Annotated in this window: 20 protein-coding genes and 1 pseudogene; 10 read left to right on the plus strand and 11 right to left on the minus strand. The window is 66.3% G+C overall.

Annotated elements, in window-relative coordinates; genetic code table 11:
• The first annotated feature begins 1 nt into the window (after position 1).
• Positions 2-412: an ExbD/TolR family protein gene (locus K320_RS0105535; protein WP_024537852.1), complete on the plus strand. Its 411-nt coding sequence runs from the start codon at positions 2-4 to the stop codon at positions 410-412.
• Positions 413-465: 53 nt separating this feature from the next.
• Here the strand turns inward: K320_RS0105535 and K320_RS0105540 are convergent, their stop codons facing one another.
• Together K320_RS0105540 and K320_RS0105545 are read right to left on the minus strand one after the other, a co-directional pair.
• Entirely contained in the window at positions 466-1041 is a 576-nt protein-coding gene (locus tag K320_RS0105540; RefSeq protein WP_024537853.1) for an FABP family protein, read from the minus strand.
• 186 nt (positions 1042-1227) lie between these two features.
• Positions 1228-1635, minus strand: a complete 408-nt coding sequence (locus tag K320_RS0105545) for a GlcG/HbpS family heme-binding protein (RefSeq protein WP_024537854.1) — start codon at positions 1633-1635, stop codon at positions 1228-1230.
• Between the two features lie 184 nt (positions 1636-1819).
• Between K320_RS0105545 and K320_RS0105550 the strand changes: the two genes are divergently transcribed.
• Both K320_RS0105550 and K320_RS0105555 read left to right on the plus strand, forming a co-directional pair.
• Entirely contained in the window at positions 1820-2515 is a 696-nt protein-coding gene (locus tag K320_RS0105550) for a Bax inhibitor-1/YccA family protein (protein WP_024537855.1), read from the plus strand.
• A gap of 87 nt (positions 2516-2602) precedes the next feature.
• Positions 2603-2983: a hypothetical protein gene (locus K320_RS0105555; protein ID WP_051384856.1), complete on the plus strand. Its 381-nt coding sequence runs from the start codon at positions 2603-2605 to the stop codon at positions 2981-2983.
• 6 nt (positions 2984-2989) lie between these two features.
• Here K320_RS0105555 and rlmD read toward each other — a convergent pair whose 3' ends face one another.
• Complete coding sequence (gene rlmD, locus K320_RS0105560; protein ID WP_029695847.1) at positions 2990-4426, minus strand: 23S rRNA (uracil(1939)-C(5))-methyltransferase RlmD; 1437 nt, start codon at positions 4424-4426, stop codon at positions 2990-2992.
• 27 nt (positions 4427-4453) lie between these two features.
• Positions 4454-4762 carry a hypothetical protein gene (locus tag K320_RS0105565; RefSeq protein ID WP_024537858.1) on the minus strand — a complete coding sequence of 103 codons (309 nt, stop codon included), beginning with the start codon at positions 4760-4762 and terminating at the stop codon, positions 4454-4456.
• Between the two features lie 83 nt (positions 4763-4845).
• On the opposite strand from K320_RS0105565, the gene K320_RS0105570 reads away from it, so the two are divergent.
• The gene (locus tag K320_RS0105570; RefSeq protein ID WP_024537859.1) at positions 4846-5682 is read left to right on the plus strand and encodes a TlpA family protein disulfide reductase; all 837 of its coding nucleotides are present in this window, start codon (positions 4846-4848) and stop codon (positions 5680-5682) included.
• On the opposite strand, the gene K320_RS0105575 is transcribed toward K320_RS0105570, so the two are convergent.
• The 6 genes from K320_RS0105575 to K320_RS0105600 form a co-directional block, all read right to left on the minus strand.
• Positions 5672-7315, minus strand: coding sequence for an acyl-CoA synthetase (locus tag K320_RS0105575; protein WP_024537860.1), 1644 nt, complete (start codon positions 7313-7315; stop codon positions 5672-5674). The two genes, K320_RS0105570 and K320_RS0105575, sit on opposite strands and share 11 nt — an antisense overlap.
• Before the next feature lie 247 nt (positions 7316-7562).
• Entirely contained in the window at positions 7563-8609 is a 1047-nt protein-coding gene (locus K320_RS0105580; protein WP_024537861.1) for an alpha/beta fold hydrolase, read from the minus strand.
• Positions 8610-8659: 50 nt separating this feature from the next.
• Complete coding sequence (locus tag K320_RS0105585; RefSeq protein ID WP_024537862.1) at positions 8660-10321, minus strand: flavin-containing monooxygenase; 1662 nt, start codon at positions 10319-10321, stop codon at positions 8660-8662.
• A 221-nt stretch (positions 10322-10542) separates the two neighbouring features.
• Positions 10543-11424, minus strand: coding sequence for a helix-turn-helix domain-containing protein (locus K320_RS0105590; protein WP_024537863.1), 882 nt, complete (start codon positions 11422-11424; stop codon positions 10543-10545).
• A 26-nt stretch (positions 11425-11450) separates the two neighbouring features.
• Entirely contained in the window at positions 11451-12644 is a 1194-nt protein-coding gene (locus K320_RS0105595; RefSeq protein ID WP_024537864.1) for a serine hydrolase domain-containing protein, read from the minus strand.
• Positions 12645-12889: 245 nt separating this feature from the next.
• On the minus strand, positions 12890-13897 hold the full coding sequence (locus K320_RS0105600; RefSeq protein ID WP_029695848.1) for an AraC family transcriptional regulator: 1008 nt from the start codon (positions 13895-13897) through the stop codon (positions 12890-12892).
• A gap of 116 nt (positions 13898-14013) precedes the next feature.
• Here K320_RS0105600 and dnaG point away from each other — a divergent pair, with 116 nt between their 5' ends.
• Both dnaG and rpoD read left to right on the plus strand, forming a co-directional pair.
• Positions 14014-15879 carry a DNA primase gene (gene dnaG / locus K320_RS0105605; protein WP_024537865.1) on the plus strand — a complete coding sequence of 622 codons (1866 nt, stop codon included), beginning with the start codon at positions 14014-14016 and terminating at the stop codon, positions 15877-15879.
• Between the two features lie 298 nt (positions 15880-16177).
• Complete coding sequence (gene rpoD, locus K320_RS0105610; protein ID WP_245593826.1) at positions 16178-18397, plus strand: RNA polymerase sigma factor RpoD; 2220 nt, start codon at positions 16178-16180, stop codon at positions 18395-18397.
• A 24-nt stretch (positions 18398-18421) separates the two neighbouring features.
• On the opposite strand, the gene K320_RS0105615 is transcribed toward rpoD, so the two are convergent.
• Positions 18422-19765, minus strand: coding sequence for an MFS transporter (locus K320_RS0105615; protein ID WP_029695849.1), 1344 nt, complete (start codon positions 19763-19765; stop codon positions 18422-18424).
• Positions 19766-19939: 174 nt separating this feature from the next.
• Here K320_RS0105615 and K320_RS0105620 point away from each other — a divergent pair, with 174 nt between their 5' ends.
• The 4 genes and pseudogenes from K320_RS0105620 (at position 19940) to fahA (ending at position 26138) form a co-directional block, all read left to right on the plus strand.
• On the plus strand, positions 19940-21442 hold the full coding sequence (locus K320_RS0105620) for a TolC family protein (protein ID WP_024537868.1): 1503 nt from the start codon (positions 19940-19942) through the stop codon (positions 21440-21442).
• Complete coding sequence (locus K320_RS0105625; RefSeq protein ID WP_024537869.1) at positions 21439-22458, plus strand: HlyD family secretion protein; 1020 nt, start codon at positions 21439-21441, stop codon at positions 22456-22458. Before K320_RS0105620 ends, K320_RS0105625 begins: the two co-directional genes overlap by 4 nt.
• Positions 22440-24680 (plus strand): annotated as a pseudogene (locus tag K320_RS19435) (ABC transporter permease); the annotation flags it as partial. The gene K320_RS0105625 and the pseudogene K320_RS19435, both read left to right, overlap by 19 nt.
• Before the next feature lie 135 nt (positions 24681-24815).
• The gene (gene fahA, locus K320_RS19440; protein ID WP_024537870.1) at positions 24816-26138 is read left to right on the plus strand and encodes a fumarylacetoacetase; all 1323 of its coding nucleotides are present in this window, start codon (positions 24816-24818) and stop codon (positions 26136-26138) included.
• Positions 26139-26145 lie beyond the last annotated feature (7 nt).

The raw sequence follows: 26145 nt of genomic DNA on the forward strand, positions 1-26145 counted from the left end.
CATGTCCTTCGGAACGCAGGACGACACCGACGAGGTGATGAACGAGATCAACGTGACGCCGCTGGTGGACGTCACGCTGGTGCTGCTCATCATCTTCATCATCACCATCCCGGTGATGAACCACGCGGTACCGGTGCAGCTGCCGCGCGCCGTGAGCCAGAAAGAGATCATCCAGCCCGAGACCATCCGCCTGGCGATCACCGCGGATGGCCGCTACCACTGGAACGAAACCGACGTCACGCCCGAAGACCTGGAAGCACGCCTGCGCCAGGAAGCCGCCAAGGACCCGCAGCCCGACCTGCACATCCGCGGCGACAAGGACGTACGCTACGAATACGTGGCCAAGGCAATGTCGGCGGCGCAGCGCGCGGGCATACGCAAGATCGGCTTCGTGACCGACCCGGAAAAATAGCCCGCCAACGAAAACGGCCTCCGAAGAGGCCGTTTTCATGCCGGACACGCGGCTCACTTGACCCGATGCAGGGTGTTCTTGTCGGTGTGGTGCATTTCCTTGCCGATGGCGGCGAGCTTGAGCACCAGCTCGGACGTATAGCTCATCGTGCCGTCGTCATGGAAGGTGAAGGCACTCTTGAAATCCTTGAGTTCTGCGCGCTCCAGCAGGTACTTGTTCTGCAGGATGCCGAACGACGGGTCGCCCGGCTTGGCATTGAAATGCAGCACCTTGTCGAGCGGCTTGGCGATGCTGCCCGCCAGAATCGAGATGCCGCGGCCAAACACCACCGGCCGCATGATCTGTCCGGTCGCCTTTTCCCACAGCAGATAGCCGACCTCATCGTGAAACGGGTCCATGGCTTCCTCGCCATGGCGCCAGGCGGTCATCTGGTAGGTGAGGCCTTCAAGACGCTGCTTGCCGTTCGTCTGCAGCGGAATCGGCCTGAACCAGGCCTTTTCGAAGTAGCCGGTTTCGCCCGTGTGATCGTCTTCGTTGTGGTAGGAAAGATCGACACCGACGTTGCCTTCCCATTCGCCGACAAACGGCGTCAATGGTCCGAGGCGCTGCGGTCCGTGAATTTCAGCCATGCCTTGTACTCCTTTTCGTTGCTACGCACTCTAAGAAAAGCGGCATGTCACAAGGGCTCGCCGCCCCATCCGTGTGTCGCGGGTGCGACCACCGGCCCAGTATAGGCACTTGGGCCATGGCCTGCATTCGAAAAATCAATGGGTCCGATAGCCTCAAGGCTATCGGCCGCAGCCGCCCCAAGCCGCCTACAGCCCCAGCGCCGCAATGCCGGCCCGCGCCACCTGCGCGTCCTGCACCGATTTCACGCCGCTCACGCCGACGGCGCCCATGCACTGGCCGTCCTTGAGGATCGGCACACCGCCTTCCATCAGGCCGTCGAGCTCGGGCACCGACAGAAACGCGGTGCGCCCGTTGTTGATCATTTCCTCGAAGTTCTTCGTCTCGCGCCGGCCCAGCGCGGCCGAGCGCGCCTTGGCCGGCGCCACATAGGCCGACATCTGCGCGCAGCCATCCAGGCGCTGCAGCCACAGGGGATGGCCGCCCGCGTCGACGATGGCGATCGCCACCGCCCAGCCGTTCTTCAGCGCCTCGGCCTCGGCGGCCGCGGCAATCTGCTTCACATCGGACAGTTCAAGGGTGGATTGGTTTTTCATGGAATGCCCTGGTATGGTTTGGAAACCTCCAGCATAGCCCGATACGCACATCAGTACACAACATCTGCATGCAAAACACCCTTGACCTGCGGCAACGCAATCCGGGGGTATTGCATCGGGCACTTTTCACACCACATAGAATCAACCGGTCAGCGGCATGTGCCGCGTGGAGGAAACCAAGACCATGAACACCGACATTACCCGCATGGGTTCCGCTGCCGGCTACGGCGTTTCCAGCGAAGAGCGCCACCGCGTCCTGCGCAATACCTATTGGCTGCTCGCACTGAGCCTCGTGCCCACCGTGCTGGGCGCCTGGGTCGGCGTTGCCACCGGCATCATGCAGGCCATGCGTGGCGGCGTGGGCCTGATCGTCTTTCTGGGCGGCGCCTTCGCCTTCATGTTCGCGATCGAAAAGACCAAGAACTCCGGCAAGGGCGTGGCCGTACTGCTGGCCTTCACCTTCTTCATGGGCCTGATGCTGTCCAACCTGATCGGCATGGTGCTGGGCAGGAGCAACGGCGCCAGCCTCATCATGACGGCCTTCGCAGGCACCGCCGGCGTGTTTTTCGTGATGGCCAGTATGGCCAGCGTGATCAAGCGCGATCTCTCGGGCCTGGGCAAGTGGCTGTTCGTGGGTGCCCTCGTGCTCATCGTTGGCGCGGTCATCAATGTCTTCGTCGGCTCCACCGCCGGCATGATGGCGATCTCGGTGGCCGCGATCGGCATCTTCAGCGCGTTCATGCTGTACGACATCAAACGCGTGCTCGACGGCGGCGAAACCAACTACATCAGCGCCACGCTGGCGCTGTACCTGGACATCTTCAACGTGTTCCAGAGCCTGCTGGCGCTGCTGGGCATCTTCGGTGGCAGCAGCGACTGACGCCTGCGCCCCGCGCGAATGCCCCGCCCGGCGGGGCATTTTCTTGCCCGTGCTCAACTAATGGCCGCGGCTGCCGATAACCAGGACATGCCTGATACCGCCCGCCGCCATCGCTCCGCCACCACCGCGCGCGCCGCCCTGAGCGCGATGGTGCTGGTGCTGCTGGCGGGCTGCGACATTCCCGGGCTCGGGCCCGACCCGCGCGTGCAGGCGCGCGAGGCGGAAGCGCAGGCCATAGGCGGCGCCTGCCGCCATGCGATGCGCGGCCTGGAAGACTGCTACACGCTCAACCCCAGATCGTCCAAGGCCAGCATCTACGCCGGCTGGAAGGAAATGGACGCCTACATGCGCGAGAACAAGGTCGAAGGCGTGCCGTCGGTGCTCACGCAGGCGCCCAGCGACGCACCCAGGGCAGCACCGGACGGCGACGAAAAGCCCCCGAAACCCGCGTCCCGCAACCGCGGCTGAGGGCCCTCACGCGGCTCGCTCGAACACCGCCATGCTCTCCACATGCGCGGTATGCGGAAACATGTTGATCACCCCTGCCGCCGTGCAGCGATAGCCCGCCTGGTGCACCAGCAGACCGGCATCGCGCGCCAGCGTCGCCGGGTTGCAGCTCACGTAGACGATGCGCTCGGGCGGCCGCCATGGCTGCGCCTCGGGCGGCAACGCGGCAGCGCCCTCGGCGCCTGTGCGCGCCTGATGGATGTCGGCCAGCGCTTTCACCAGCGCAAACGCGCCCTCGCGCGGCGGATCGATCAGCCAGCGCTGGGCGCTGCCATGCGCCACCAGCGCCTGCACCGTGATTTCAAAGAGGTTGGAAACTTCAAATTCAGTAGCTGCAAGCGCTTGTCCCGCATGCGCTGTTGCCTGATTTCTATCAAAATTTTCCCTGGCCCTGGCAATCAATGCGCGGCTGCCCTCCACGCCCAGCACCTTGCCCGCGCGCGTGGCGATCGGCAGCGTGAAATTGCCCAGGCCGCAGAACCAGTCGATCACACGGTCGGTCTTGCGCGGCGCCAGCAGGCGCAGTGCACGGCCCACCAGCACCCGGTTGATGTGCGGGTTGACCTGCGTGAAATCGGTCGGCCTGAAGGCGATCGTGATGCCGAATTCCGGCAGGCTGTAGCTGAGCGGCACGCCGTCCGCCTGAAGCGGATGCACGCTGTCCGGCCCCTTGGGCTGCAGCCACCATTGCACGCCATGCTGCTGCGCAAAGGCGCGCAGCAGTTGCAGATCCGCATCGGCCAGCGGTTCCAGATGGCGCAGCACCAGCACCGTCACGGCGTCGCCGCAGGCCAGCTCGATCTGCGGGCAGGTATCGCGCGCCGCCATCGCGGCTATCAGGGCGCGCAGCGGCATCAACAGCGCATCAACGTGCGGCGGCAGAATCCTGCAGGTCTGCATGTCCGCGATGTAGCGGCTCCTGCGCTCGTGAAAGCCCACCAGCACGGTGCCCTTCTTCACCACATGGCGCACCGCCAGGCGCGCGCGGTAGCGGTAGCCCCAGCTGGGCCCGTGGATGGCGGGCAGCAGGGTTTCGGCCCGCACCTTGCCCAGGTGCCAGAGGTTGTCCTCCAGCACGCGCTGCTTGGCCGCCACCTGGGCCGAGGCCTCCAGATGCTGCATCTTGCAGCCGCCGCAGGCACCCGCGTGCAGACCAAAGTGCGGGCACTGCGGCCGCACCCGCTGGCTGGATTCGCGGTGGATTTCGGTCAAATCCGCCTGCTCCCACTGCTTCTTGCTGCGGCGCGAGACGGCGCTGACCCATTCGCCCGGCAGGGCGCCGTCGACGAACACCACCTTGCCGTCCTCACGGTGCGCAACGCCCTGCGCCTCCATGTCCATGGAGGTAATTTCAAGCCAGCCGGGGGGAAGGTGCGCGTGGTCGTTGTTCGGGCCGTCGTTCATGGGCCCGATTGTCGCAGCGCGGCGATGTCAGGAGCCGGAAATCAGCCGCTCGGGCGCCTGCTTCCCGGCCTTCTTGGCGGTGGCGGCGACCTTCAGCGGCAGCTTGTTCACCGGCAGTTCGCAGCCGAAGGTATCGAGCGAAAACACCATGGTGCCGCCCGGCGCCACCAGCGGCAGCGTTTCATGGACCTGGCGCGACATGTCCACGGGCGGCGTCTGGTTGCGGTAGACCACCTGCTGGTCGGGGCCGTACACCACATAGCAGCCGGCCCAGGCGCCGCTGGTGAACAAGCCTGCCAGCATGGCGGCAGCGATGGTGGCGGGGAGGCGGATCATGGCAAGCCCTCGGCGTTGAAAATACGCTGGCAATTATTGCGTGCTTTACGCCTTGTGCATACTGGATGCAAAGGAGACTGCCCATGGAATCCACCCTGCGCCTGGGCCCGCTCGCCCTGCCGCTGGCGCCGCTGCTGCTGATCTTTGCCTGGATCGTCGGCAGCACGCTGCACGAGCGCCTGGCGCGCCGCGCCGGCAGGCCGGCAGGCGCGCGGCACAGCTGGCTCATGCTGCTGCTGGTGCTGGCGGCCGCCCGGCTGGGCTATGTGCTGAATTTCCGCAGTGAATACGGCGCCGCGCCCTGGTCCATGCTCGACATCCGCGATGGTGGCTGGGCGCCATGGTGGGGCGTTTCGGCGGTCGCCGCCTATCTGCTGTTCCTGTGGGCCGCGCGCAGCCCCTGGCGCAAGACGGCCAGCCTGGGCGCCGCAGCCGCCCTGGCTCTGTGGCTGGGCGGCATGGCGCTGCCGCAGGTCGTCCCCGTGGGTGCGGGAGCCACGCAAGCCGCGCAGCGCAATGGCCTGCCCGAGTGGCAGGCCACCGCCTTGGACGGCACCGTGGTTTCGCTGCCCGCCCTCAAGGGTCAGGCGGTCGTGGTCAACCTCTGGGCCACCTGGTGCCCGCCCTGCCGGCGCGAAATGCCGGTGCTGCGGGAGGCCAGCCAGCAGCATCCGCAGGTGCGATTCTTGTGGGTCAACCAGGGCGAGGACCAGGAGAAGACCGCGCGCTACGCCGCGCAGCAGGGCCTGCCGGCGGGCAATGTGGTGCTGGATACCGGCTCAGAACTGAGCCGCATGCTGGGCGCCAATGGCCTGCCCACCACCCTTTTCTACAACGCCGAAGGCACGCTGGTCGCACGGCGCACCGGCGAGCTTTCGGCCGCCACGCTCGCCGAGCGCCTGGCGCTGATCAGACGTTGATCGCCGTTGCCGAGCCGGCGCGCCGGCGCAGTTCGAACTTCTGGATCTTGCCGGTGCTGGTCTTGGGCAGCTCGCCAAACACCACCGCCCGCGGCACCTTGAAGCCCGCCAGGTGCTGCTTGCAATGCGTGACGATGTCCGCCTCGCTCACCTTGGCACCCGCTTTCAGCTCGACGAAGGCGCAGGGCGTCTCGCCCCATTTCGGATCGGGCCGCGCGACGACGGCGGCGGCCAGCACCGCTGGGTGGCGATACAGCACATCCTCCACCTCGATCGAGGAGATGTTCTCGCCGCCCGAGATGATGATGTCCTTGCTGCGGTCCTTGATCTTGATGTAGCCGTCCGGGTACTGCACCGCCAGATCGCCGGTGTGAAACCAGCCGCCGGCGAAGGCCTCGTCGGTCGCCTGGGCGTTCTTCAGGTAGCCCTTCATCGTGATGTTGCCGCGGAACATGATCTCGCCCATGGTCTCGCCGTCCTGCGGCACCGGCTGCATGGTTTCGGGGTTGATCACCATCGCCGCGCGCTGCAGGTGGTAGCGCACGCCCTGGCGGGCGTTCAGGCGCGCGCGCTCGCCGATGTCCACGGCGTTCCAGGCCTCGTGCTTGACGCACACCGTCGCCGGGCCGTAAACCTCGGTGAGGCCATAGACATGGGTCAGATCAAAGCCCATCTGCTCCATGCCTTCGATGAGCGACGCCGGCGGCGCGGCGCCCGCCACCATCGCCTTGACGCCGGCAGGAATGCCTTCTTTCATGGCGGCTGGCGCATTCACCAGCAGCGATTGCACGATGGGCGCGCCGCAATAGTGCGTGACGCCGTGGTTGCGGATGGCATCGAAAATCGCCTGCGCCTCCACGCGCCGCAGGCAAACGTTGACACCCGCACGCGCCGCCACCGTCCAGGGAAAGCACCAGCCATTGCAATGGAACATCGGCAGCGTCCACAGGTACACCGCGTGCTTGGGCATGTCCCATTCCAGGATGTTGCTGATGGCATTCACCGCCGCGCCGCGGTGGTGGTAGACCACGCCCTTGGGGTTGCCGGTGGTGCCGCTGGTGTAGTTCAGCGCGATCGCGTCCCACTCATCCAAGGGCAGCTCCCAGGCGAACTGCGGATCGCCCTGGGCAATGAAATCCTCATACGCCGTGCCGCCCAGGCTTTGCGCAGGCGGGCCGTAGAGCGCATCCGCCGTCTCGATGAGAACGAGCGGCGCCCTGGACTGGCGCAGCGCCAGCGCCCTGGCCATCACCGGCGTGAATTCAGGATCGACGATCACCGCCTTGGCCTCGCCGTGGTCGAGCACGAAGGCCACGGTCTCGGGATCCAGACGCGTGTTCATGGTGTTGAGCACCGCGCCCGCCATGGGAATGCCGAAATGCGCCTCCACCATGGGCGGGGTATTGGGCAGCATCACCGCCACCGTGTCGTTCTTGCCTATGCCCGCGCGCTGCAGGCTGCTGGCCAGCTGGCGGCAGCGCGCGTAGGTCTGGCTCCAGGTCTGGCGCAGATCGCCATGCACGACAGCAAGTTGTTCAGGATAGACCAGCGCGGTGCGCTCGATGAAGGACAGAGGCGAAAACGGCGCGAAGTTGGCGCCATTGCGATCCAGATGCTGGTCAAAAATGCTCATGTGAAAACTCCGACAAGAGAGGGCAGCCCTCGGGCACGACCCACCAATGTACGCTCCTGCCGGGCGCTCGCGGCGCACAGGCGCCGTTTCGGCCAGCCGCCATCGCCACCACGAGACACCCGGCCCGGCGCCGAAGCGCCGGGCCGGGTGTTCGAGGACGGGCTGTGCCAATTCAACCCTGCATGCGGCTGAACGCGGCCCGAATTCGTCAGCGCGATGTCTCGAACCGACGCGATCAGACAAGGTTTCAGACCGATAGCGCCAGCAACTCTTTCAGGTGGCTGTCTATCTGGGCAATCGCATCGGGGTCGGTTCCGAACAAACCCAGATGGCCATCGACGGTCCGGATCGGCCGAAACTCGCTGCCTGGCACCAGCTTCTGCTCTTGCTCGGCGTCTGACGGGGGGAAGAACATGTCGGAAGAGATGGGCATCACGAACATCCTGGCCTTGACGCGCCCCAGTGCCTTGACCCTGTCGCCACCGGTGTTGCGGCTCACGTCGCCGCGCTGCCACTTCCAGGCCATGCACAGCAGGTCATTGGGGTCCATCGGAGCAAAGTAGCCGGTCATGAAGCCGTCCACGAACGCCTGTACGCTGTCGAAACCCAGCGCCTTGTGGCGGTTGAGGCGGAAGAACTCGGTGCTCCAGCCCATCACCGTCCACAGCTTGGCCTGGCGCTTGAGGCCGGCCGCCACTTCCGCCGGCGAGCCGTAGTGGCCGCCCTTGAAACCAGGATCGGTGGTGATGGCCTCGTTCAGCGTCTCGGCGAACTGGAAATCGTGCTCGGTATTGCAGGCGGTGCCGGCGATAGGCGCGGCGCGCTGCACCATGTCGGGAAAGCGCACGGCCCATTCGTAGGTCTGCTGCGCGCCCATGGAGCCGCCGGTGACCAGTGCCAGGCGCTGGATGCCGAAATGCTCGGTCAGCAGGCGATGCTGGGCCTGCACGTCGTCTTCGATGCGCACCTTCGGAAAATTCGGCCCGGCCTGCGCGCCCTTGGCGTTGTGTGGCGAGGTGGAAAGTCCGCTGCCGATCTGGTTGACCACGATGATGAAATATTTGGTCGGATCCAGTGCGCGGCCAGGGCCGATATAGACCTGCTCCATGATCTTGCTCGTGCCCGAATACCAGGTGAGCACCAGGATGGCATTGCTCTTGTCCGCATTCAGCGTGCCGTGCGTGGCCACGGCCAGTTCGCAGTGCTCCAGCACACCGCCTTCGGCCAGTTGCAGGCGGCCGATGTCAATCATCTGATAAGGCCCGTGGCCTTCTTGCGAGTAGTAGTCGCTCATGGTTTCGTCTCCAGGTGGGTGAAAAAGGATGTTCTCTTGCCAATGCCGGCTCAGCGCATCTGGAACCCGGGGTAGCCCGTGCTCGCCTGCTCTTCGCACTTGGCGCGGTAGGTGGCGACCCCGCCGATGTAGGACAGCAGACGGCGCGGCTTGCCGTCGATATTGGAGCCCATGTACCACGAGACGGTATCCGCCACCAGGGTCTGGTTGACCAGTTCGTCGTGGTGCTTGACCCACGCGTCCTCGAATTCCGCGGTGGGTTCGATGACGTTCTTGCCTTCCTTGCGGGCATGGGCGATGAGGTCGCTGATCCAGTCCACCTGCTGTTGCAGACAGGTCGGCATGTTGCACAGGGCCGCAGCGGGGGCCAGCGGGGCGCCGGTGGTGAACAGATTGGGGTAGCCGTGCACCTGCAGTCCCATGGATGTGCGCAGGTCCTTGCCCCAATCCTGGGTCAGCGAACGCCCCCCGCGGCCATGGATGCCCATGCGGGTCAGCGAGCCCGTCGCCCCATCGAAGCCCACGGCCATGACGATCACGTCGACTTCATGCACCTTGCCGTCGGCCGTCCTGATGCCCTCGGGCACGATGGACTCGATGGGGGTCGCGCGGCAGTCCACCACTTCGACGTTGTCCTGCAGATAAACCTCCAGGTATTTGTTCTCCAGAGGGACCCGGTGCGTGCCGAACCCGTAATCGTCCTTGGTGGGAATGAGCAATCGGCACAGCTCGGGGTCATGCTTGAGACGCGCGCGCATTTTCTCGCGCACGAATTCGGAAACGACATCGTTGACCGCCCTGTCGAAAAACAGCTCCGGAAAGCCGCCGACCCAGAACGAGAGCGAGCCATCGTCCCAGATTTTTTCCAGGATTTCATTGCGCTGCTCTGGGGTGAGATCGGCCCAGGGCGGGCTTCCGAAGTCATAGTCAAAGCCGGCAAACGTGTGCTGCACCTTCTGCTTCAATGCGTCGTAGTTATCCGCGAACTGGTTCCAGTCGGCCTGCGAATACTTCGGATTGCGCATCGGGACGACGTACTGCGGCGTGCGCGCAAAAACCGTGAGCGAATCCACTTTCGGGCCGATGGTCTGGATCACCTGGATGCCGGTGGCGCCGGTACCGATCACCGCGACGCGCTTGCCCTTGAACTCCACGTTTTCCTTGGGCCAGCGCCCGGTGTGGTGGATTTCGCCGCGAAACGAGGACTGGCCGGGAAAACGGTCGGTCAGCGGCGCCGAAAGCATGCCGGTGCAGGCGACGAGAAGCTGTGTGTTGAAACGTTCGCCGCTTTCGCAAGTCACCTCCCAGCGGCCTGTGCCTTCGTCGTAATGCGCCGCCGTGACCCGAGTGAGGAACTGGATGTCCTTCTTGAGGTCGAGCTGGTCGGCGACGTGGTTGAGCCACTGCTCGGTCTCGGGCTGGGCGGGAAAACGCTCGCTTGGCGTCCAGGACTTGTAGAGCGCCTTGGAAATCCAGAACTGATAGACCTCCGCCTGCGAGTCAAAACGCGCACCGGGATAACGGTTCCAGTACCAGGTGCCGCCGACGCCGCTGCCGGCCTCCAGGGCCAGCACCTTCAGGCCCATCTCGCGCAGGCGGTGGAGTTGGTAGAGGCCGGCAACGCCGGCACCAACGACGATGGCGTCGTAGCGGGCAATGCCGTCGGCGCTCTGGGAACTGGCCGCCGGGGCGGTCCAAGTGGCTGTACTCATGGATGTCTCCTGCTGTTCTGACAATGAAGCCGGCGGCTTTGCGCACCGGGGTCCGATCGGTGCTGCAGCGCTCTGTTCATCCGCCGCCGCTGCCGATCTGGGGACACTGTAGGAGCCGGGTGCCATGGTGGCCTTGTCAAATCCGGGCAAGTTTTTGAACGAACCCGGCGATCGGCGCGGCAGGCGATCGGCCTGCCCGCCGCCGGCCTGGACGGGAGCCATCAAGCGGTCTTTCGCAGCCGGGCGGGAGTGGTTCCCAGCTGCCGCCGAAACACGCGCGTCATGTGCGCCTGGTCGGCGAAACCGCACGCCGCCGCAACCTCCTTGAGCGCCAGCAGGCCTTGACCGAGCAGGCGCCGGGCGCGATCCACCCGGCGCGCCAGAACAAACTCGTGCGGCGCCTTGCCCACCGTTGCACGGAAATGCCGCGCGAAGGTCCAGACGCCCAGGCCTGCGACCGCCGCCATCTGCTCGATCGAAATCGCTTCATGCAGGTGCGCTTCGACGAATTCCTCCACACGGCGCAGACGGGCGGGCGCCAGCGGCCCCGCCGGGCGGGCGTCCCGGTAGGTCACCGATGCGTAGCTGCGCAGCAGACGCACCGACAACTGCATGGCCAGCGCCTCGGCGTATATCGCACCGCCCAGCCCCCGGTGCTCCGCCTCGAAGGCGATGGCATCCACGATCGCCGATACACCCTGGTCGCGCGCGCGCAGCAGATCGTGCAGGCGCACCTCGGCCACCGAGCGCCCCAGCACGTCGGACGCCACGCGCGACACAATCGACTCGGACAGATAGGTATGGGTCACGTCGATGCCTTCATTCCAGCACCAATGCGATTGCTCCGACCGGGTCAGGAGGGAGAAATCGCCCGGCGTGCACTGGGTCTTGACCCAGCGCCCATCGACACGGCGCTGCATCGGGGTCGCACCGCTGCGGTATCCCACGATCATGAATTGATCCATGGCCGGCACCGGCACGTCCAGGCCGGTGTAACGGTAAGTGCGGTGGCCCACGCCCTTCCAGCCCAATCCGTCGCTGGCGGAGAGCACCTGCCCGGGAACCCAGGTGGGCAGGTCACGGGGAGAAATCAACAACGACATCGCATCACGGACGGCGCGCCGCCGCCTTATGCCTTCAGGCCGCGGTACACCGCACTCTCGAAATCGACGTAGCCGGGGTAGGAGGCAGCATCCTGGAACGGCAGAATCTGCGTTGCCCAGTAGCCACCGACACCGGTCTGGCGGTCGATCCAGTAGTAGCAATTGGCCAGACCCGCCCACGCCACCTGGCCAGCGGGCCGCCCGGTGGGCGCCGGTTCGCGGTTGAACTGAAAGGTGTAGGCCCAGCCCTTGTCGAGCCCCGGGAAGAGATCCCCCGAGTTGCTCAACGAGGGGATCGAAGTCGTCCAGCCGCCCGACGACAGCCCCATCGGCTTCAATCCATCCTGGCACATGCGCTGCACCGTCTCGGCCTTGAGCACGCGGCCGTTCGGGCCGTTGCCGTCGTTCAGGATCATGCGGATGAATTTCATGTAATCGCCCACCGTGCCGTAGAGACCACCGCCGCCGGAGTCGAACTCGGGCGGCTGGGGCAGCGCCAGATCGGGCAGCGGCGTGAGCTTGCCGTCGGCCGCGCGGTCGTGGATCGTCACGCGGCGCGCCTTCATGGAATCGGTCATCGTGAAGGCGGTGTCGGTGATGCCCAGCTGCGCAAAGATGCGTTCCGCCATCACCTCGCCCAGGCGCTTGCCGCGCTGCTGCTCGACGATCATGCCCAGCCAGTCGATGTTGACGCCGTAGCTCCAGCGCTCGCCCGGATCGAACAGCAGCACGGACTTGAAGGCTGCTCTGGTGCTCGAAACGATGGTGGGGATGTTCTTCGCGGTGCGGTATCTCAGGTCATCGGCCGAGAAGAACTCGTAGCTGAAGCCCGCCGTGTGCAGCATCAGGTCGTTGATGGTGATGTCGCGCCTGGGCGGCCGCGTCTGGGGCTGGCCGTTGGCGTCAAAGCCCGTCAGCACGCCGACCTCGGCAATCTCGGGCACGTATTTCCTGGCCGCGTCTTCGAGACGGACCTTGCCTTCTTCGACCAGTTGCATCATCGCCGTGCCGGCGATTGCCTTGGTGGTGGAGAAGATCGCGAACACGCTGTCGGCGGTCATCGGCTGGTCCTTGCCCAGTTCACGCTTGCCGGCGGCGCCTTCATAGATGTTGCCGTCGCGGTCGGTCACCATCGCAACGACGCCCGGTGCGCCGCCGAAGCGCTGCGTCGTGTACTCGAGGACGGTGTCCAGGGATTGCTTGAGTTTTGCCTGTGGCATGTTGTCTCCTGTCTGAGCGGATTGAATTGAGTGCCGAATTCCCACGCCCGCCCTGCGAATGCCAGGAAGCGGGGTGCGCGCACCGGACCTCGCGCATGAGCTGCGCCATGACCCTTGTGCACCGGAAAATTGAAGCAGAAGCCGACGCCGCCGCGGTTCGAATCTGGCAGCGGGCTGTCTTGATCTGGCAAAAATGCGCAGCGGGCGCGGTGGCGGCGCCCGATGGCGTGCTAGCGAAGCGCCGGTCAGCGCCGGGCGAGCGTGGCAGATGGCGTTTCGTCGAAGCGCCGGCGGTAGTCGGCCGCAAACAGCCCGAAATTGGCGTAGCCCCATCCCGCCGCCACGCCGCGCACCGTGGCGCCCGGAGGGGCGCTGAGCAGCTCGGCGCGCACGCCGGTGAGCCGCGCCTCGCGCAGCGCCTGCATCGGCGTGCAATCGCGGTACTCGCGAAATGCCGCGTTCAGCGTGCGCACACTCACCCCCGCGGCCGCGGCCAGCGCGCTGAGCGTGGGTGCATCGCTGGCATGCTCGCGGATATGCTGCTCGGCAGCCAGCACATGCCGTGGCGTCAGCCGGTGCAGGGTGGGCGCTTGCGGCTGCTGCAACTGCTGGCGCCAGAGCGTGAGCAGATGCACGCCGATCGCCTCTTCCAGATGGCGGCCCAGCGGCCCCTGCTCCACCATGTCGGGCATCTGGGTGATGCACTGGCAGACGTAGGTGAGCAGCGCAATCCAGCTCGACTGCAGGCCGCCGAACCGAAACGCGCAGGCCCACATGCGCTCATCGGCCGGCTGTCCAAACCAGCGCTCGTGCAGCGCTGCCATCGCGTCGTGCCGGAAGGTCAGGTTGATCTGCAGATGACCGGGGTCGGCGTCCAGCCCGTAGTGCGTGCGCGTGTTGTCCACCAGAAACGCCTCGCCCGCACCCGTGTCGCTGAACGCCTTGCCATGGGTCCAATGGCGGATGGCGCCATGCAACGTGGTCAGCACCACGCCTGTCTCGCCCGCCTGGAACTGCGACAGGTGCACCGGGATGCCATATTTGAAGCGGCTGAGGGTGAAATGCCCGATCTGGATGGCATCGAGCACCGAATCCGGATGGAGCGCCGGACCAGAGGGTGCCGCCTCATAAGGCATGTAAATCTGGCGGCAGCAGTGCTGGACCTCATCCCAATCCGCCGATTGCAGCAGACGGTAACGCGTGCTCGGCGCACCGCTGGCATCGGTGATCAAAACATTGCGTAGCGCGTTCATTCTGCCTGCTCCATCGCGAGCCCCAGCGCGGCTGCGGCGCCATGACCCAGCGGCAATGGTAATGCACGGGTCATAGGAATGGTTCCGTGCAGGCGCGGCTGGGCCAAAATCGGCAGGTGGCCATCCCTCCGTCATTTCTGCAGGAACTGCTCGACCGCACCGACGTGGTCGAGGTCGTCGGGCGCTATGTGCAGCTCAAGAAAAGCGGCGCCAATTACATGGGGCTGTGCCCGTTCCATGGCGAAAAATCGCCCTCGTTCAGCGTCAGCCCCTCCAAGCAGTTCTTCCATTGCTTTGGCTGCGGCAAGAGCGGCAACGCCATCGGCTTTCTGATGGAGCACCAGGGCATGGGCTTCATCGAGGCGGTGCAGGACCTGGCGCAGCAAGCCGGCCTGCAGGTGCCCGAGGAGGAGCGCTCGCCGCAGGAGCGCGCACGCGCCGCCCAGCACAAAGAGCAGCAATCCACCCTCACCGAGGTGCTGGCCAAGGCCGGCCAGGCGTATCGCCAGCACCTGCGCGAGGCGGCCCACGCGATCGAATACCTCAAGGGCCGCGGCGTGAGCGGCCAGATCGCCAAACGCTACGGCCTGGGCTACGCCCCCGCGGGCTGGCATGGCCTGGCCAGCGTGTTCCCCGAGTACGACAGCCCGCTGCTGGTGGAAGCGGGACTGGTGATCCAGAGCGAAGAGGACGGCAAACGCTACGACCGCTTCCGCGACCGCGTGATGTTCCCCATCCGCAACGTCAAGGGCGAATGCATAGGCTTTGGCGGGCGGGTGTTCGGCGATGAAAAACCCAAATACCTGAATTCACCCGAAACCCCGGTGTTCCACAAGGGGCGTGAACTGTACGGGCTGTTTGAAGCGCGCCAGGCCATCCGCGAGGCCGGCAGCGTGCTGGTGACCGAGGGCTACATGGACGTGGTGGCGCTGGCGCAGCTGGGCTTTGGCAATGCCGTCGCCACGCTGGGCACCGCCTGCACGGCGGAGCATGTGCACAAGCTGTTTCGCTTCACCGAGCAGGTGGTGTTCAGTTTTGACGGCGATGCGGCCGGACGGCGCGCGGCGCGCAAGGCGCTGGATGCCGCCCTGCCCTACGCCACCGATACGCGCTCCATCAAATTCCTGTTTCTGCCGCCCGAGCACGATCCGGACAGCTTCATCCGCGCCTTCGGCCACGACGCGTTCGCGCGCCAGCTGGGCGATGCGCTGCCGCTGTCGCGCTTTCTGCTGGAAGCCGCCCGCGACGGATGCGACCAGGGCACGGCCGAGGGAAGAGCGCATATGCTGAGCAACGCCGAGTCGCTCTGGAATCTGATGCCCGATGGCGCGCTCAAACAGCAGCTCCTCGCCGAATTGGCGGAGCTCGGGCACATGGAAGCGCAGCCGCTGTTGCAGCTATGGAAACAAAAGCATTCAGCGCAGCATCAGCAAGTGCCAGAGGCCGATTCGACTGGATACCGCTCCTGGCGCAAGGGCAACGATTGGCGCGGCTCCCGCCATGCCGGCGCACGTGTGGCGACGCAGGCGCCGCTGCCCCGCGGCACGCCGACGCGGCGCAGCGACCACGCGCTGCGCCTGCTGCTCTCGCACATGGCATTTCTGGAATCCCTGGAGCAGGAAGACCGGATGGCGCTCGCCAACCTCGCCGAGCCCCACGGCCCGCTGTTCGTCTGGCTGGAAGGCCAATGGCATGAGCACGGCGTGCTGTCCTGGGCGCAGTTGCGCGAAGCCTTGCAAAACCATGCCTGCCAGCCGCTGGCCGAACGCATCATGACCGGCTCGCACGCACAGACCGAGGGCAACGAGGCCGAATGGCACGCCGAGCTGCACGACGTGCTGCGGCGCCTGCACATCGAGGCCATAGAGCAGGAGCAAAGCGCCCTCATCGCCGCCAGCGGCCAGGACCCGCAGGCGCTGGAGCGCTACCGCCAGCTTGAAGAGCGCCGCCGTGCGCTGAAGGCGCCAGCCAACGCGCAATGAAGTGATTTTTGCCTCTTGAATTCGGCAAAATCGTTATAATGTACGGCTTGACAGGCAAGAGCGACAGCAGTACCTCCGGTCCGGGCAGCACGAACCAGCGCAGCAAGGCGCATCGCCCAACACCACCCGCAAGGGCTGCACACCAAATGTTCGCCCAGACATCTTGCCTTTCGGGAACACGCGCTGAGGCGTGTCCCACCGGTGCGCGCCAAGTGCTCCACCATGCCCATTTCGCATCGACGATGTTTGTGACCCTGCCCTGATCTCGAGGAATTTCATGCCCGCTCGAAAATCCGCCATGCCCGCTGCCACTGCCGCCAAGGCCGGTGACACGCCCGCCGAAGAAAAGACGAAGAAATCCGCAGCCGCCAAGGAGACCGCCGCGGAATCCGCCACCAGAAAGCGCGCCAGCAAAAAGGCTGACGCCGCCGCGGCCAAGCCTGCCAAGGCAGGAAAGGCAAGCGGCAAGGGCGCCGTGAAGGGCAAGGGCAAGAAGGGCGTGGAAGAAGACGATACCGACCTGTCGGATGTCGAAGCGGACCTGGAAGGCGAACCCGAAGCCGTAGAAGCCGCGGTTGAGACACCCGTCGAAAAGGTCAAGCCGCTGCGCATGAAGATCAGCAAGGCCAAGGAGCGGGCCTTGATGAAGGAATTCGGCCTGGATGAAACCATCCTTTCCGAAGAAGACATGGCCAAGCGCCGCGCCCAGCTCAAGAAGCTGATCACGCTGGGCAAGACGCGCGGCTACCTCACGCAGGGCGAAATTTCCGACCACCTGCCGGACAAGCTGGTGGACGCCGAAACCATGGAGGCCGTGGCCGCGCTGCTCAGCGACATGGGCGTGGCCATCTACGAGCAGACGCCCGACGCCGAGACGCTGTTCCAGAACAACGTCACGCCCACCGCCACCACGGTCGAAGAAGCCGAGGAAGAAGCCGAGGCCGCGCTGTCCACCGTGGACAGCGAATTCGGCCGCACCACCGACCCGGTGCGCATGTACATGCGCGAGATGGGCACGGTGGAGCTGCTCACGCGCGAGGGCGAGATCGAGATCGCCAAGCGCATCGAGGGCGGCCTGATGGACATGATGGAGGCGATCAGCGCCTCGCCCGCGACCATCGCCGAGATCCTCAACATGGGCGAGGAAATCCGCGCCGGCAAGGTCGTCATCAACACGGTGGTCGATGGTTTTGCCGACCCTGAGGAAGCCGACGACTACGTGGCCGAGGAAGATTTCGACGAGTACGACGAAGAGGACGACGACGACGGCAAGGGCGGCTCCAAGGCGATGACGCGCCTGCTGGAAAAGCTCAAGGGCGATGCGATGGAGCGCTTTGACGAGCTGCGCGCGCACTTCGAGAAGATGCACAGGATCTACGACAAGGAGGGCTACGGCACGCCTGGGTACATGAAGGTGCAGCGCGAAATTTCATCCAAGCTGATGTCCATCCGCTTCACCGCCAAGACCATCGAAAAATTGTGCGACATGGTGCGTGCGCAGGTCGACGACGTGCGCAAGAAAGAGCGCGAACTGCGCCGCATCATCGTGGACAAATGCGGCATGCCGCAGGAAACCTTCATCAAGGAATTTCCGCCCAACCTGCTGAACCTGCACTGGGTGGAAAAGCAGGCCGGCGCCGGCAAGCCCTGGAGCACCATCATGGGGCGCAACATTCCCCCGATCCAGGAACTGCAGCAGAACCTGATCGACCTGCAGACGCGCGTGGTCGTGCCGCTGCTGGAGCTCAAGGCCATCCACAAGCGCATGAACGACGGCGAGCGTGCCAGCCGCCATGCCAAGAAGGAAATGATCGAGGCCAACCTGCGCCTGGTCATTTCCATCGCCAAGAAGTACACCAACCGCGGCCTGCAGTTCCTCGATCTGATCCAAGAGGGCAACATCGGCCTGATGAAGGCGGTGGACAAGTTCGAATACCGCCGCGGCTACAAGTTCTCGACCTACGCGACGTGGTGGATCCGCCAGGCCATCACGCGCTCGATCGCCGACCAGGCACGCACCATCCGCATCCCGGTGCACATGATCGAGACCATCAACAAGATGAACCGCATCTCGCGCCAGCACCTGCAGGAGTTCGGCTTCGAGCCCGACGCCAGCCTGCTGGCCGAGAAGATGGAGATCCCCGAGGACAAGATCCGCAAGATCATGAAGATCGCCAAGGAGCCGATCTCGATGGAAACCCCCATCGGCGACGACGACGACAGCCACCTGGGCGACTTCATCGAAGACAGCGCCAACACCGCGCCGGTGGACGCCGCCATGCAGGCCGGCCTGCGCGACGTGGTCAAGGACATTCTGGATGGTCTTACGCCGCGCGAAGCCAAGGTGCTGCGCATGCGCTTCGGCATCGAGATGAGCACCGACCACACGCTGGAAGAGGTCGGCAAGCAGTTCGACGTGACGCGCGAGCGCATCCGCCAGATCGAGGCCAAGGCGCTGCGCAAGCTCAAGCACCCGAGCCGCAGCGACAAGCTGCGCAGCTTCATCGACTCGCTGTAAACGGTCCATGCGCGCCGCGGCGCGCTACCACGCGCCGCGGTGCTCCGGCACCCGCGCCACCACCGGCAGCAGCAAGAGCGACATCGCCGCCAGCAGCGCATAGCTGGCGGCCAGCACGTCGCCCTGCCCGGGTGACGCGGCCATGGCCGAGGTGATGACCGCCAGCGCCACGATCACCCCCACCTGCTGCGCCGTCGCGCGCAGCGCCGACATGGTGGCCGCGCGCTCGGGCACCAGCTGCAGCGCGGCATTGCGGCTTGCCGGTCCCATCAGCCCACTGGCCGCCCCGGTGAACACCGTGGCCGCCGCCAGCCACATCCACGGCGACAGGCCCAGACGCGGCGCCAGCGCCAGCATCAGCATGCCTATGGCGACCAGCACGCCGCCGACGTAAAACGGCAGCCGGTAGCCGCTCCAGCGCAGCGCCCAGGCCGCCAGCGGCCCGATCACCAGCCCAACCACGGCCTGCGCCGTGAGCAGCGTGCCGGCATCCAGTGCATCCAGACCGTAGCGCAACGCCGCGTACAGCGGCACCAGCGTGAGTGCGCCTATCACCGCCCCGCCGTAGGTGGCGTTGAGCAGGTTGGTTGCGGCAAAGCCCTTGCCGTAGATCAGGCGCGGCGGCAAAAAAGGCTCGGCCACCCGTGCGATGTGCCAGAAGAACGCCCAGCCGCTGGCAACGGCCAGCGCCAACGGGACAAGGAAAGGCCAGGACAGCACCAGCACGTCCGGATTGCCCAGCAGGCTCGCCGCGAGCATGCCCGCGATGACGGCGACACCCAGCAGCAGTACGCCCGGTACATCCATGCCGCGGCGTGAGCGGTCTTCGGGCCGATCCGGCGGGATCAGCCACCAGCCGAGCAAGGCCATGAAGCAGCCGATGGGCACGTTCACGAAGAACACATCGCGCCAATGCGCGTAAGTGACGAACAGCCCGCCCAGCACCGGCCCCATCAGGCTGCCTACCGAGAACACCGCGCCAAACAGGCCCAGGATGCGATCGCGCCCGCCGCCGAACCACGCCACCACGATGCCGGTGGCTGCAGGTGTCAGCCCGGAGCCGCCCATGGCCTGCAGCGCGCGAAACAGTACCAACGCATAGATATTGCCCGCCAGGCCACAGGCCAGCGACGCCAGCGCAAACGCCAGGGCCGAGAGCAGAAACACGCGCCGGTTGCCAAAGCGCTCGGCCAGGCGCCCGCTGACGGGCAGCATCACCACATAGCCAAACCAGTAGGCGGTGATGGTCCAGCCCGTCCAGTTGATAGGCGCATCCAGGTCGCTCGCCAGCGCATGCAGCGCGGTGGCGACGATGGTGGCGTCGATGGACATCATCATCAGCGCAAACGCTATGACAATGAATACCATAGCGCTTTGCGCACGTCCCATGGGCGCTGGAGCCATATATTGCTTGAAAATTCTGGGTTGGAAAAGCAAACGCCGGCAAGTGCACCGGCCGGCGTCACGCCGCAACGGTGCGGCGCACGCGGCGATTGTCCGTGCTGGCGTTGGTGTATGAAGAGCTTCTACACTTCAGCCCCCATGAATACTCCGGCATCTGCTGCGTGGCTGCTTGCCCTGCTCACCTTCGCCGCCCTGCCCTGCGGGGCGCAGCAGCCGCCTGCCAGCGCGCCTGCGGTGGCGCTGAGCTACGAACAATCCTCATTGCTGCTGGCGCAGCGCTCCGATGCGCTGCAGGGCGCGGGCCGCAGCGTGGAGGCTGCGCGCCAGCAGGCCGAGGCCCTCAAGGCGCTGGCCATGCCGCGCCTGAACCTGGACGTGCAGGGGCTTCACTACCAGAAGACGGTGACGGTCTCGCTCGACGATCTGCGTGGCCGGGCGCAGGGCGCAGCGGCCAACGTGCTGGGCGGCATCGCGGGCCAAGGCGTGCCGGGCGTGGACAGCGGCGCCGTCGGCCAGGTGATCGACCGCGTGCAGGCGGCGCTGCCATCGATGTTCCGGCCGATACCCGATGAAATCAGCGCCCGCTCGCGCCAAAGCCTGATTCATCCCACGCTCTCCACCATCGTGCCGCTGTACACCGGCGGCGCGATCGCGGCGGCGCAGGCGGCAGCGCGATCGGGAGTGGACGTGGCCGAGGCGGCAGGCGACGGCGTGCGCGAGGCCCAGCGCCTGTCGCTTGCCAAGGCCTACTTCGGCCAGGTGCTGGCGACGCAGGTGCTGGCCGTCTCGCGCGAGACCCTGGCCGGCTTTGAGGGGCACCTGGCCAACTCGCGCAAGCTGCAGCAGCAGGGCCAGATCAGCCAGGCACGCGTGCTGCAGGTGGTGGTGGCGCGCGATAGCGCGCAGCGCAACCTGCAGCGCGCTGAAGGCGAATACGCCGCAGCAGTGCAAACGCTGCAGCAGCTGCTGCGCAGCACGCAGGCCGTGGACCCGACCAACACCCTGTTCGTGCTGAGCCAGCCGCTGGCACCGGTGCAGGACTACCTGAGCCATGCTGAGGCCTCCCACCCCGCGCTGCGCCAGGCGAGAGCCCTGGAAACCACCGCGCGCCATGGCACGGAGCTTGCCCAGGCGGCCAGGCGCCCGACGGTCTTCGCCTTCGGCAGCATCAACCTCAACCGCCGCAACGAGCTGCTGACCGAACCGGACTGGATCGTCGGCATAGGCATGCGCTACACCCTCTGGCCGCAGGTGGACCGCAGCAGCAACGAGGCTGCCGCACTTGCACGCGAAGAAGCTGCCGAGTCCGCCACGCGCGAAGCCTGGACACAGATTCAGACCGGCATCCATCAGAGCTGGCAGCTCACCGAATCGGCACGGCGCGAATATCTTTCGCTCGCCTCGAGCATTGCGGCAGCCAGAGAGTCGCTGCGCGTGCAGGAAGTTTCCTTCAAGGAGGGCGTAGGCACGATGAGCGAGCTGATCGATGCACGCAACGCCCTCGCCCAGGCGCGCACCGAGCGCGCGATGGCAGCCTACAAATACGATCTCTCGCTTGCGTCGCTGCTGCTCGCCAGCGGCCAGGGCGAGCAATTCCAGGACTACCTGCTGCGTGCGGATGAGCACGTCAACACCCCATGAGCCAGAGCACCTTGCCCCCCGCCTCGCGGCGCATCCTGCGCGGCGTTGCCGCGTTCCTCGTCTTTTGTGCCTTCCTGGCCTTCATCGCCTGGGGCCTCAAACAGGCGCTGCAGCCCGTGCCGCAGCAGATCCAGGGCATGGTCGATACCAGCCAGATCAACGCCGCCACGCGCATGACCGGGCGCGTCGCCGAGGTGCTGGTGCACGAGGGCGACAAGGTTGAGGCCGGGCAGCTGCTGGCGCGCCTGGCCAACCCCGAGATCGCCGCGCAGGAAGACCAGGCACTGGCGTCGCTCGGCAGCGCGCAGGCGCTGCAGGAGCGCACCGATGCCGGCGCGCGCGCGCAGGACATCGCCTCGCTCAAGGCCACCTGGCAAAGCACGCAGGCGCAGGCCGATCTGGCGGCGGTGACCGCGCGGCGCATGCAGAACCTGTATGCCGAGCAGGTGATCTCCGAACAACGGCGCGACGACGCCGTGGCCGCGCAGAAGGCCAGCGCCGAAATGGCGCAGGCCGCGCTGCAGCAATACCAGAAGGCGCTGGCCGGCACGCGCGTGGAAGACAAGAAGGTGTCCGCCAGCCAGGTGGCCGGTGCCCAGGCGCGCGTGCGTGGCGCCCAATCCATCAGCGCCGAGCTGGAGCTGCGGGCCCCCGCCAGCGGCGAGGTGGACAAGGTCTTTGCCCATCCGGGCGAAATCGTGCTGCCCGGCGTACCCGCCATCACGCTGGTGAACCTGGACAGGCTCTGGGTGGCCTTCAATGTGCGCGAAGACCAGTACGGCGCGCTGGCCGAGGGCCGGGAGCTGCGCGGCAGCATCCCGGCGCTGCAACTGCAGCACGTGGCCTTCAAGGTCAGCCACATCCGCGCGCAGGGCGACTTTGCCACCTGGCGCGCCACGCGCCAATCCAGCGGCTACGACGTCAAGAGCTTCGAGGTGCGCGCCGTGCCGGTGCAGGCCATCCCCGGCCTGCGCCCGGGCATGAGCGTGCTGTTCGCGTGGCCGCAGAACGGCTGAGCGGCCTGGCGGCGTTCACGGCTTCGCTGCGCCGTGAACTGCGGCTGCTGGCGGCCAGCCGCTGGGACCAGTTCCTGCTGATCGCCCTGCCGCTGCTGGCCGTGCTCACGCTGGCGGTGATGTTCCGGCCCGGCGGCTTCAACCAGGTGCCGATCGCGGTGGTCGATGCCGACCATTCGCTGCTGAGCCGCGCCATCGCGCGCCAGCTTGCCGCCACGCCCAAGCTGCAGATCACGGCCCACCCGGTGGCACTGGATGAAGCCATGGTGCTGATGCGCCGGGACCAGGCCTATGCGGTGGTGTACCTGCCACCGGGGCTGGAAGACCAGCATGCCCGCCATGAAGACGGCGCGGTGGTGATCTATTTCAACGCCGCCTTTCAGACCGTGGCCTCGCAGGCGGCGGACGCGGCGCAGGCCGCCGTGCAGCAGGCGCTTTCCAGGCCCGGGCTCAAGACCGTCGCGCACCTGGCCGGGCTGCAACCGCCCAAGGTGCAGGTCACCATCGTCGGCAACCCGCAGGCCAGCTTCGAGCTGTTCCTGCAAACGCTGGCCACGCCGCTGGTGCTGGCCATGCTACTGGGCTGCGCTGCCGTGTTTGCGGTGGGGCGCGAATGGGCCGATGACCAGCTTGCCGCCTGGCTTGAAGGCAGCGGCGGGCACACGCTGGCAGCGCTGCTGGGCAAGCTCGCGCCCTATGTCACCGTGTTCTGGCTCTGGTGCGTGGTGTTCACGCTCTACATGGCTGGCCTGCGCGGCTGGCACGTGGCGGGCTCGCTGCCCTTTTTGCTGCTGGTGCAGCTCGTGTTCTTTGCGGGCATAGCGGCGCTTTCCGCCCTGCTGGTGGCGCTGCTCAAGGATCTGGATACCGCGCTCTCGGTCTCGGCCTTCTACCTGGGCTCGGGCCTGTCGTTTGCCGGGGCCACGCTCACGCTCAATGGCAGCCCGTGGTGGGTGCGTGCCTGGTCGGCCCTGCTGCCCAGCACCAGCTATGTGCAAATTCAGGAGCAGCAATGGGTGATGGCCTCGCCCCTGGCCAGCAGTGCGCTGCCACTGGCCATCCTGCTGGCGTTTGTGCTGGTGCCGCTGCTGGTGGCGGTGCCCCTGCTGGCGCGGCTGGCGCGCTCGGGGGCGCAGCCGACACCGTTGCACGCACCACCGACACCCGAAAGCTGGTTGGGCAGCCTGCTGCACACGCTGCACACCGTGGCGATCAACCGGCCCATCGCGCTCACGGTGGTGGCGGCGGTCGTCCTCTACGGCTTTTATTACCCCTCGGCCTACTCCATCCAGACGGTGGTGAAAATCCCCGTGGCGGTGGTCGATCTGGACCATTCGCCACTCAGCCGCAGCCTGCTGCGCAAGCTGGACGCCACGCGCGTGGTGCGGATCGCCACCCAGGCCGATTCCATCGCGCAGGCCCAGCAACTGCTGCAGGCCGACAAGGTGGATGGCGTGATCGTCCTCACCGACCGGCTGCAGGCCAGCGTGCTCAAGGGCGAGCCCGGCGGCGTGAGCGTCTACCTCAAGGGCGCCTACCTGGTGCGCGCACGCTATGTGGGCGAGGCGCTGCGCGGCGCCATCGGCGGGGCGGTGCAGGAGATCGTCCACCCGGTGGCCGCCGTGGCGCACATCGGCCAGATCAGCGTGCAGCAGCGCGCGCTCTACAACCCCGACAACGGCTACGGCAGCTATGTGGTACCGGGCGTGGCCTCCATCATCCTGCAGGCCACGCTGCTGTTTGGCGTGGCGATGTTCATGGGTTTGAAGCGCGAGCGCGGCCCCTGGCACCTCACGCACCGGGCGTTTCTGGGCACCTGGAGCGCGTTCACGCTGCTGGGCAGCCTGATGGGCTGGTTCTTCTTCGGCTTCATCTTCTGGTGGCAGGACTACCCGCGCGGCGGCAACCTGCCCGGCCTGCTGCTCTGCGTGCCGCTGTTTGCCGCCAGCGTCTCGGCGCTGGGGCTGCTGCTGGGTTCGCTGTTCGAGCGGCATGAACGCAGCATGCAGATTCTCTCGGGCACCTCGATCCCGGTGTTTCTGCTCTCGGGCCTGTCCTGGCCCTTCCTGGCCATGCCCGCACTGATGGTGGCGCTGGCCAAGCTCATACCGTCCAGCACCGCGGTGCTGATGTTCGTGCAGCTCAACGCCATGGGCGCCTCGCTGCGCGACATCGCGCCCAAGGCCACCACGCTGCTGCTGCTGACCGCGCTGTACGGCGCCGCTGCCTGGCTGCGCCTGACGCACACCCAAGCTGCAACCCCGCCGCCGCCACGGCCATGCGCGCCACAGGGCGACGCGCCCGCACAGACTGATAAGCTTGAATGCCCACCCCTTCTGCCCACAACAAGCACGCCCATGACCCTGTTGAACGAAACCCACGACGCCCAGCTGCGCAGCTGGCTGGCCTCGGCCCACCAGCCGGGCTGCGACTTCCCCATCCAGAACCTGCCGTTCGCGGTGTTCCGCCGCCGCGGCAGCACCGAACCGGCGCGCGGCGGCGTGGCCATTGGCGATCAGATCATCGACCTGGCCGAACTGCACCAGGCCCGGCCCTTCAGCGGACGCGCGGCCGAGGCACTGGCGGCCGGCAGCCAGAGCACGTTGAACGCGCTGATGGCCCTGACCCCCGCGCACTGGAGCGCTCTGCGCCTGGCGCTCTCGCGCGCGCTGCGCGAAGGCGCGCCCGAGCAGGCGGTGCTGCAGGTCTGCCTGGTGCCGCAGGCGCAGGTGGAATACCTGCTGCCGGCGCGCATCGGCGACTACACCGATTTCTATACCTCGATCTACCACGCGACCAACGTCGGGCGCCTGTTCCGCCCCGACAACCCCCTGATGCCCAACTACCAATGGGTGCCCATCGGCTACCACGGGCGCGCGTCCAGCGTGGTGGTGTCGGGCCAGAACTTCGCGCGACCCTGTGGCCAGCTCAAGGCACCGGACAGCGACGCGCCGGTGCTGGGCGCCAGCAAGCGCCTGGACATCGAACTGGAGCTGGGCGTGTTCCTGGGCCAATCCAGCGCACTGGGCGAAGCGGTACCGATCACGCAGGCCGAAGACCATGTGTTTGGCCTGTGCCTGCTCAACGACTGGTCGGCGCGCGACATCCAGGCCTGGGAATACCAGCCGCTGGGGCCCTTCCTGTCCAAGAATTTCGCCACCACGATCTCGCCCTGGGTGGTGACCATGGAGGCCCTGGCGCCCTACCGCACGGCCTTTGCCCGGCCCGCCGAAGACCCGCAGCCCCTGCCCTATCTGGACAGCGAGCACAACCGCGAGGCGGGCGCGCTGGACATCCAGCTCTCCGTCGGCCTGCAGACACCCGCCATGCGCACGCAGGATGGTGCCGTCGAAGTGACGATCTGCCAGACCAGCTACCGCCACGCCTACTGGACGCTGGCGCAGATGGTGGCGCACCACAGCGTCAACGGCTGCAACCTGCAGGCGGGCGATCTGCTGGGCACCGGCACGCTCTCCGGCCCCACGCTGGACCAGGCGGGCGCGCTGCTGGAACTGACTGCGGGTGGCAAGAATCCGCTGAAACTGCCCAATGGCGAGGAGCGCACCTTTCTGCAGGATGGCGACGCGGTGGTGTTGCGCGGCTGGTGCGAGAAAGCGGGCCATGCGCGCATCGGCTTTGGCGAATGCCGCGGCCAGATACTGCCCGCGCGCAACCTCTGAAAAAGAT

It is taken from the genome of Comamonas badia DSM 17552, from assembly GCF_000484635.1.
Classification (GTDB): domain Bacteria; phylum Pseudomonadota; class Gammaproteobacteria; order Burkholderiales; family Burkholderiaceae_C; genus Comamonas_C; species Comamonas_C badia.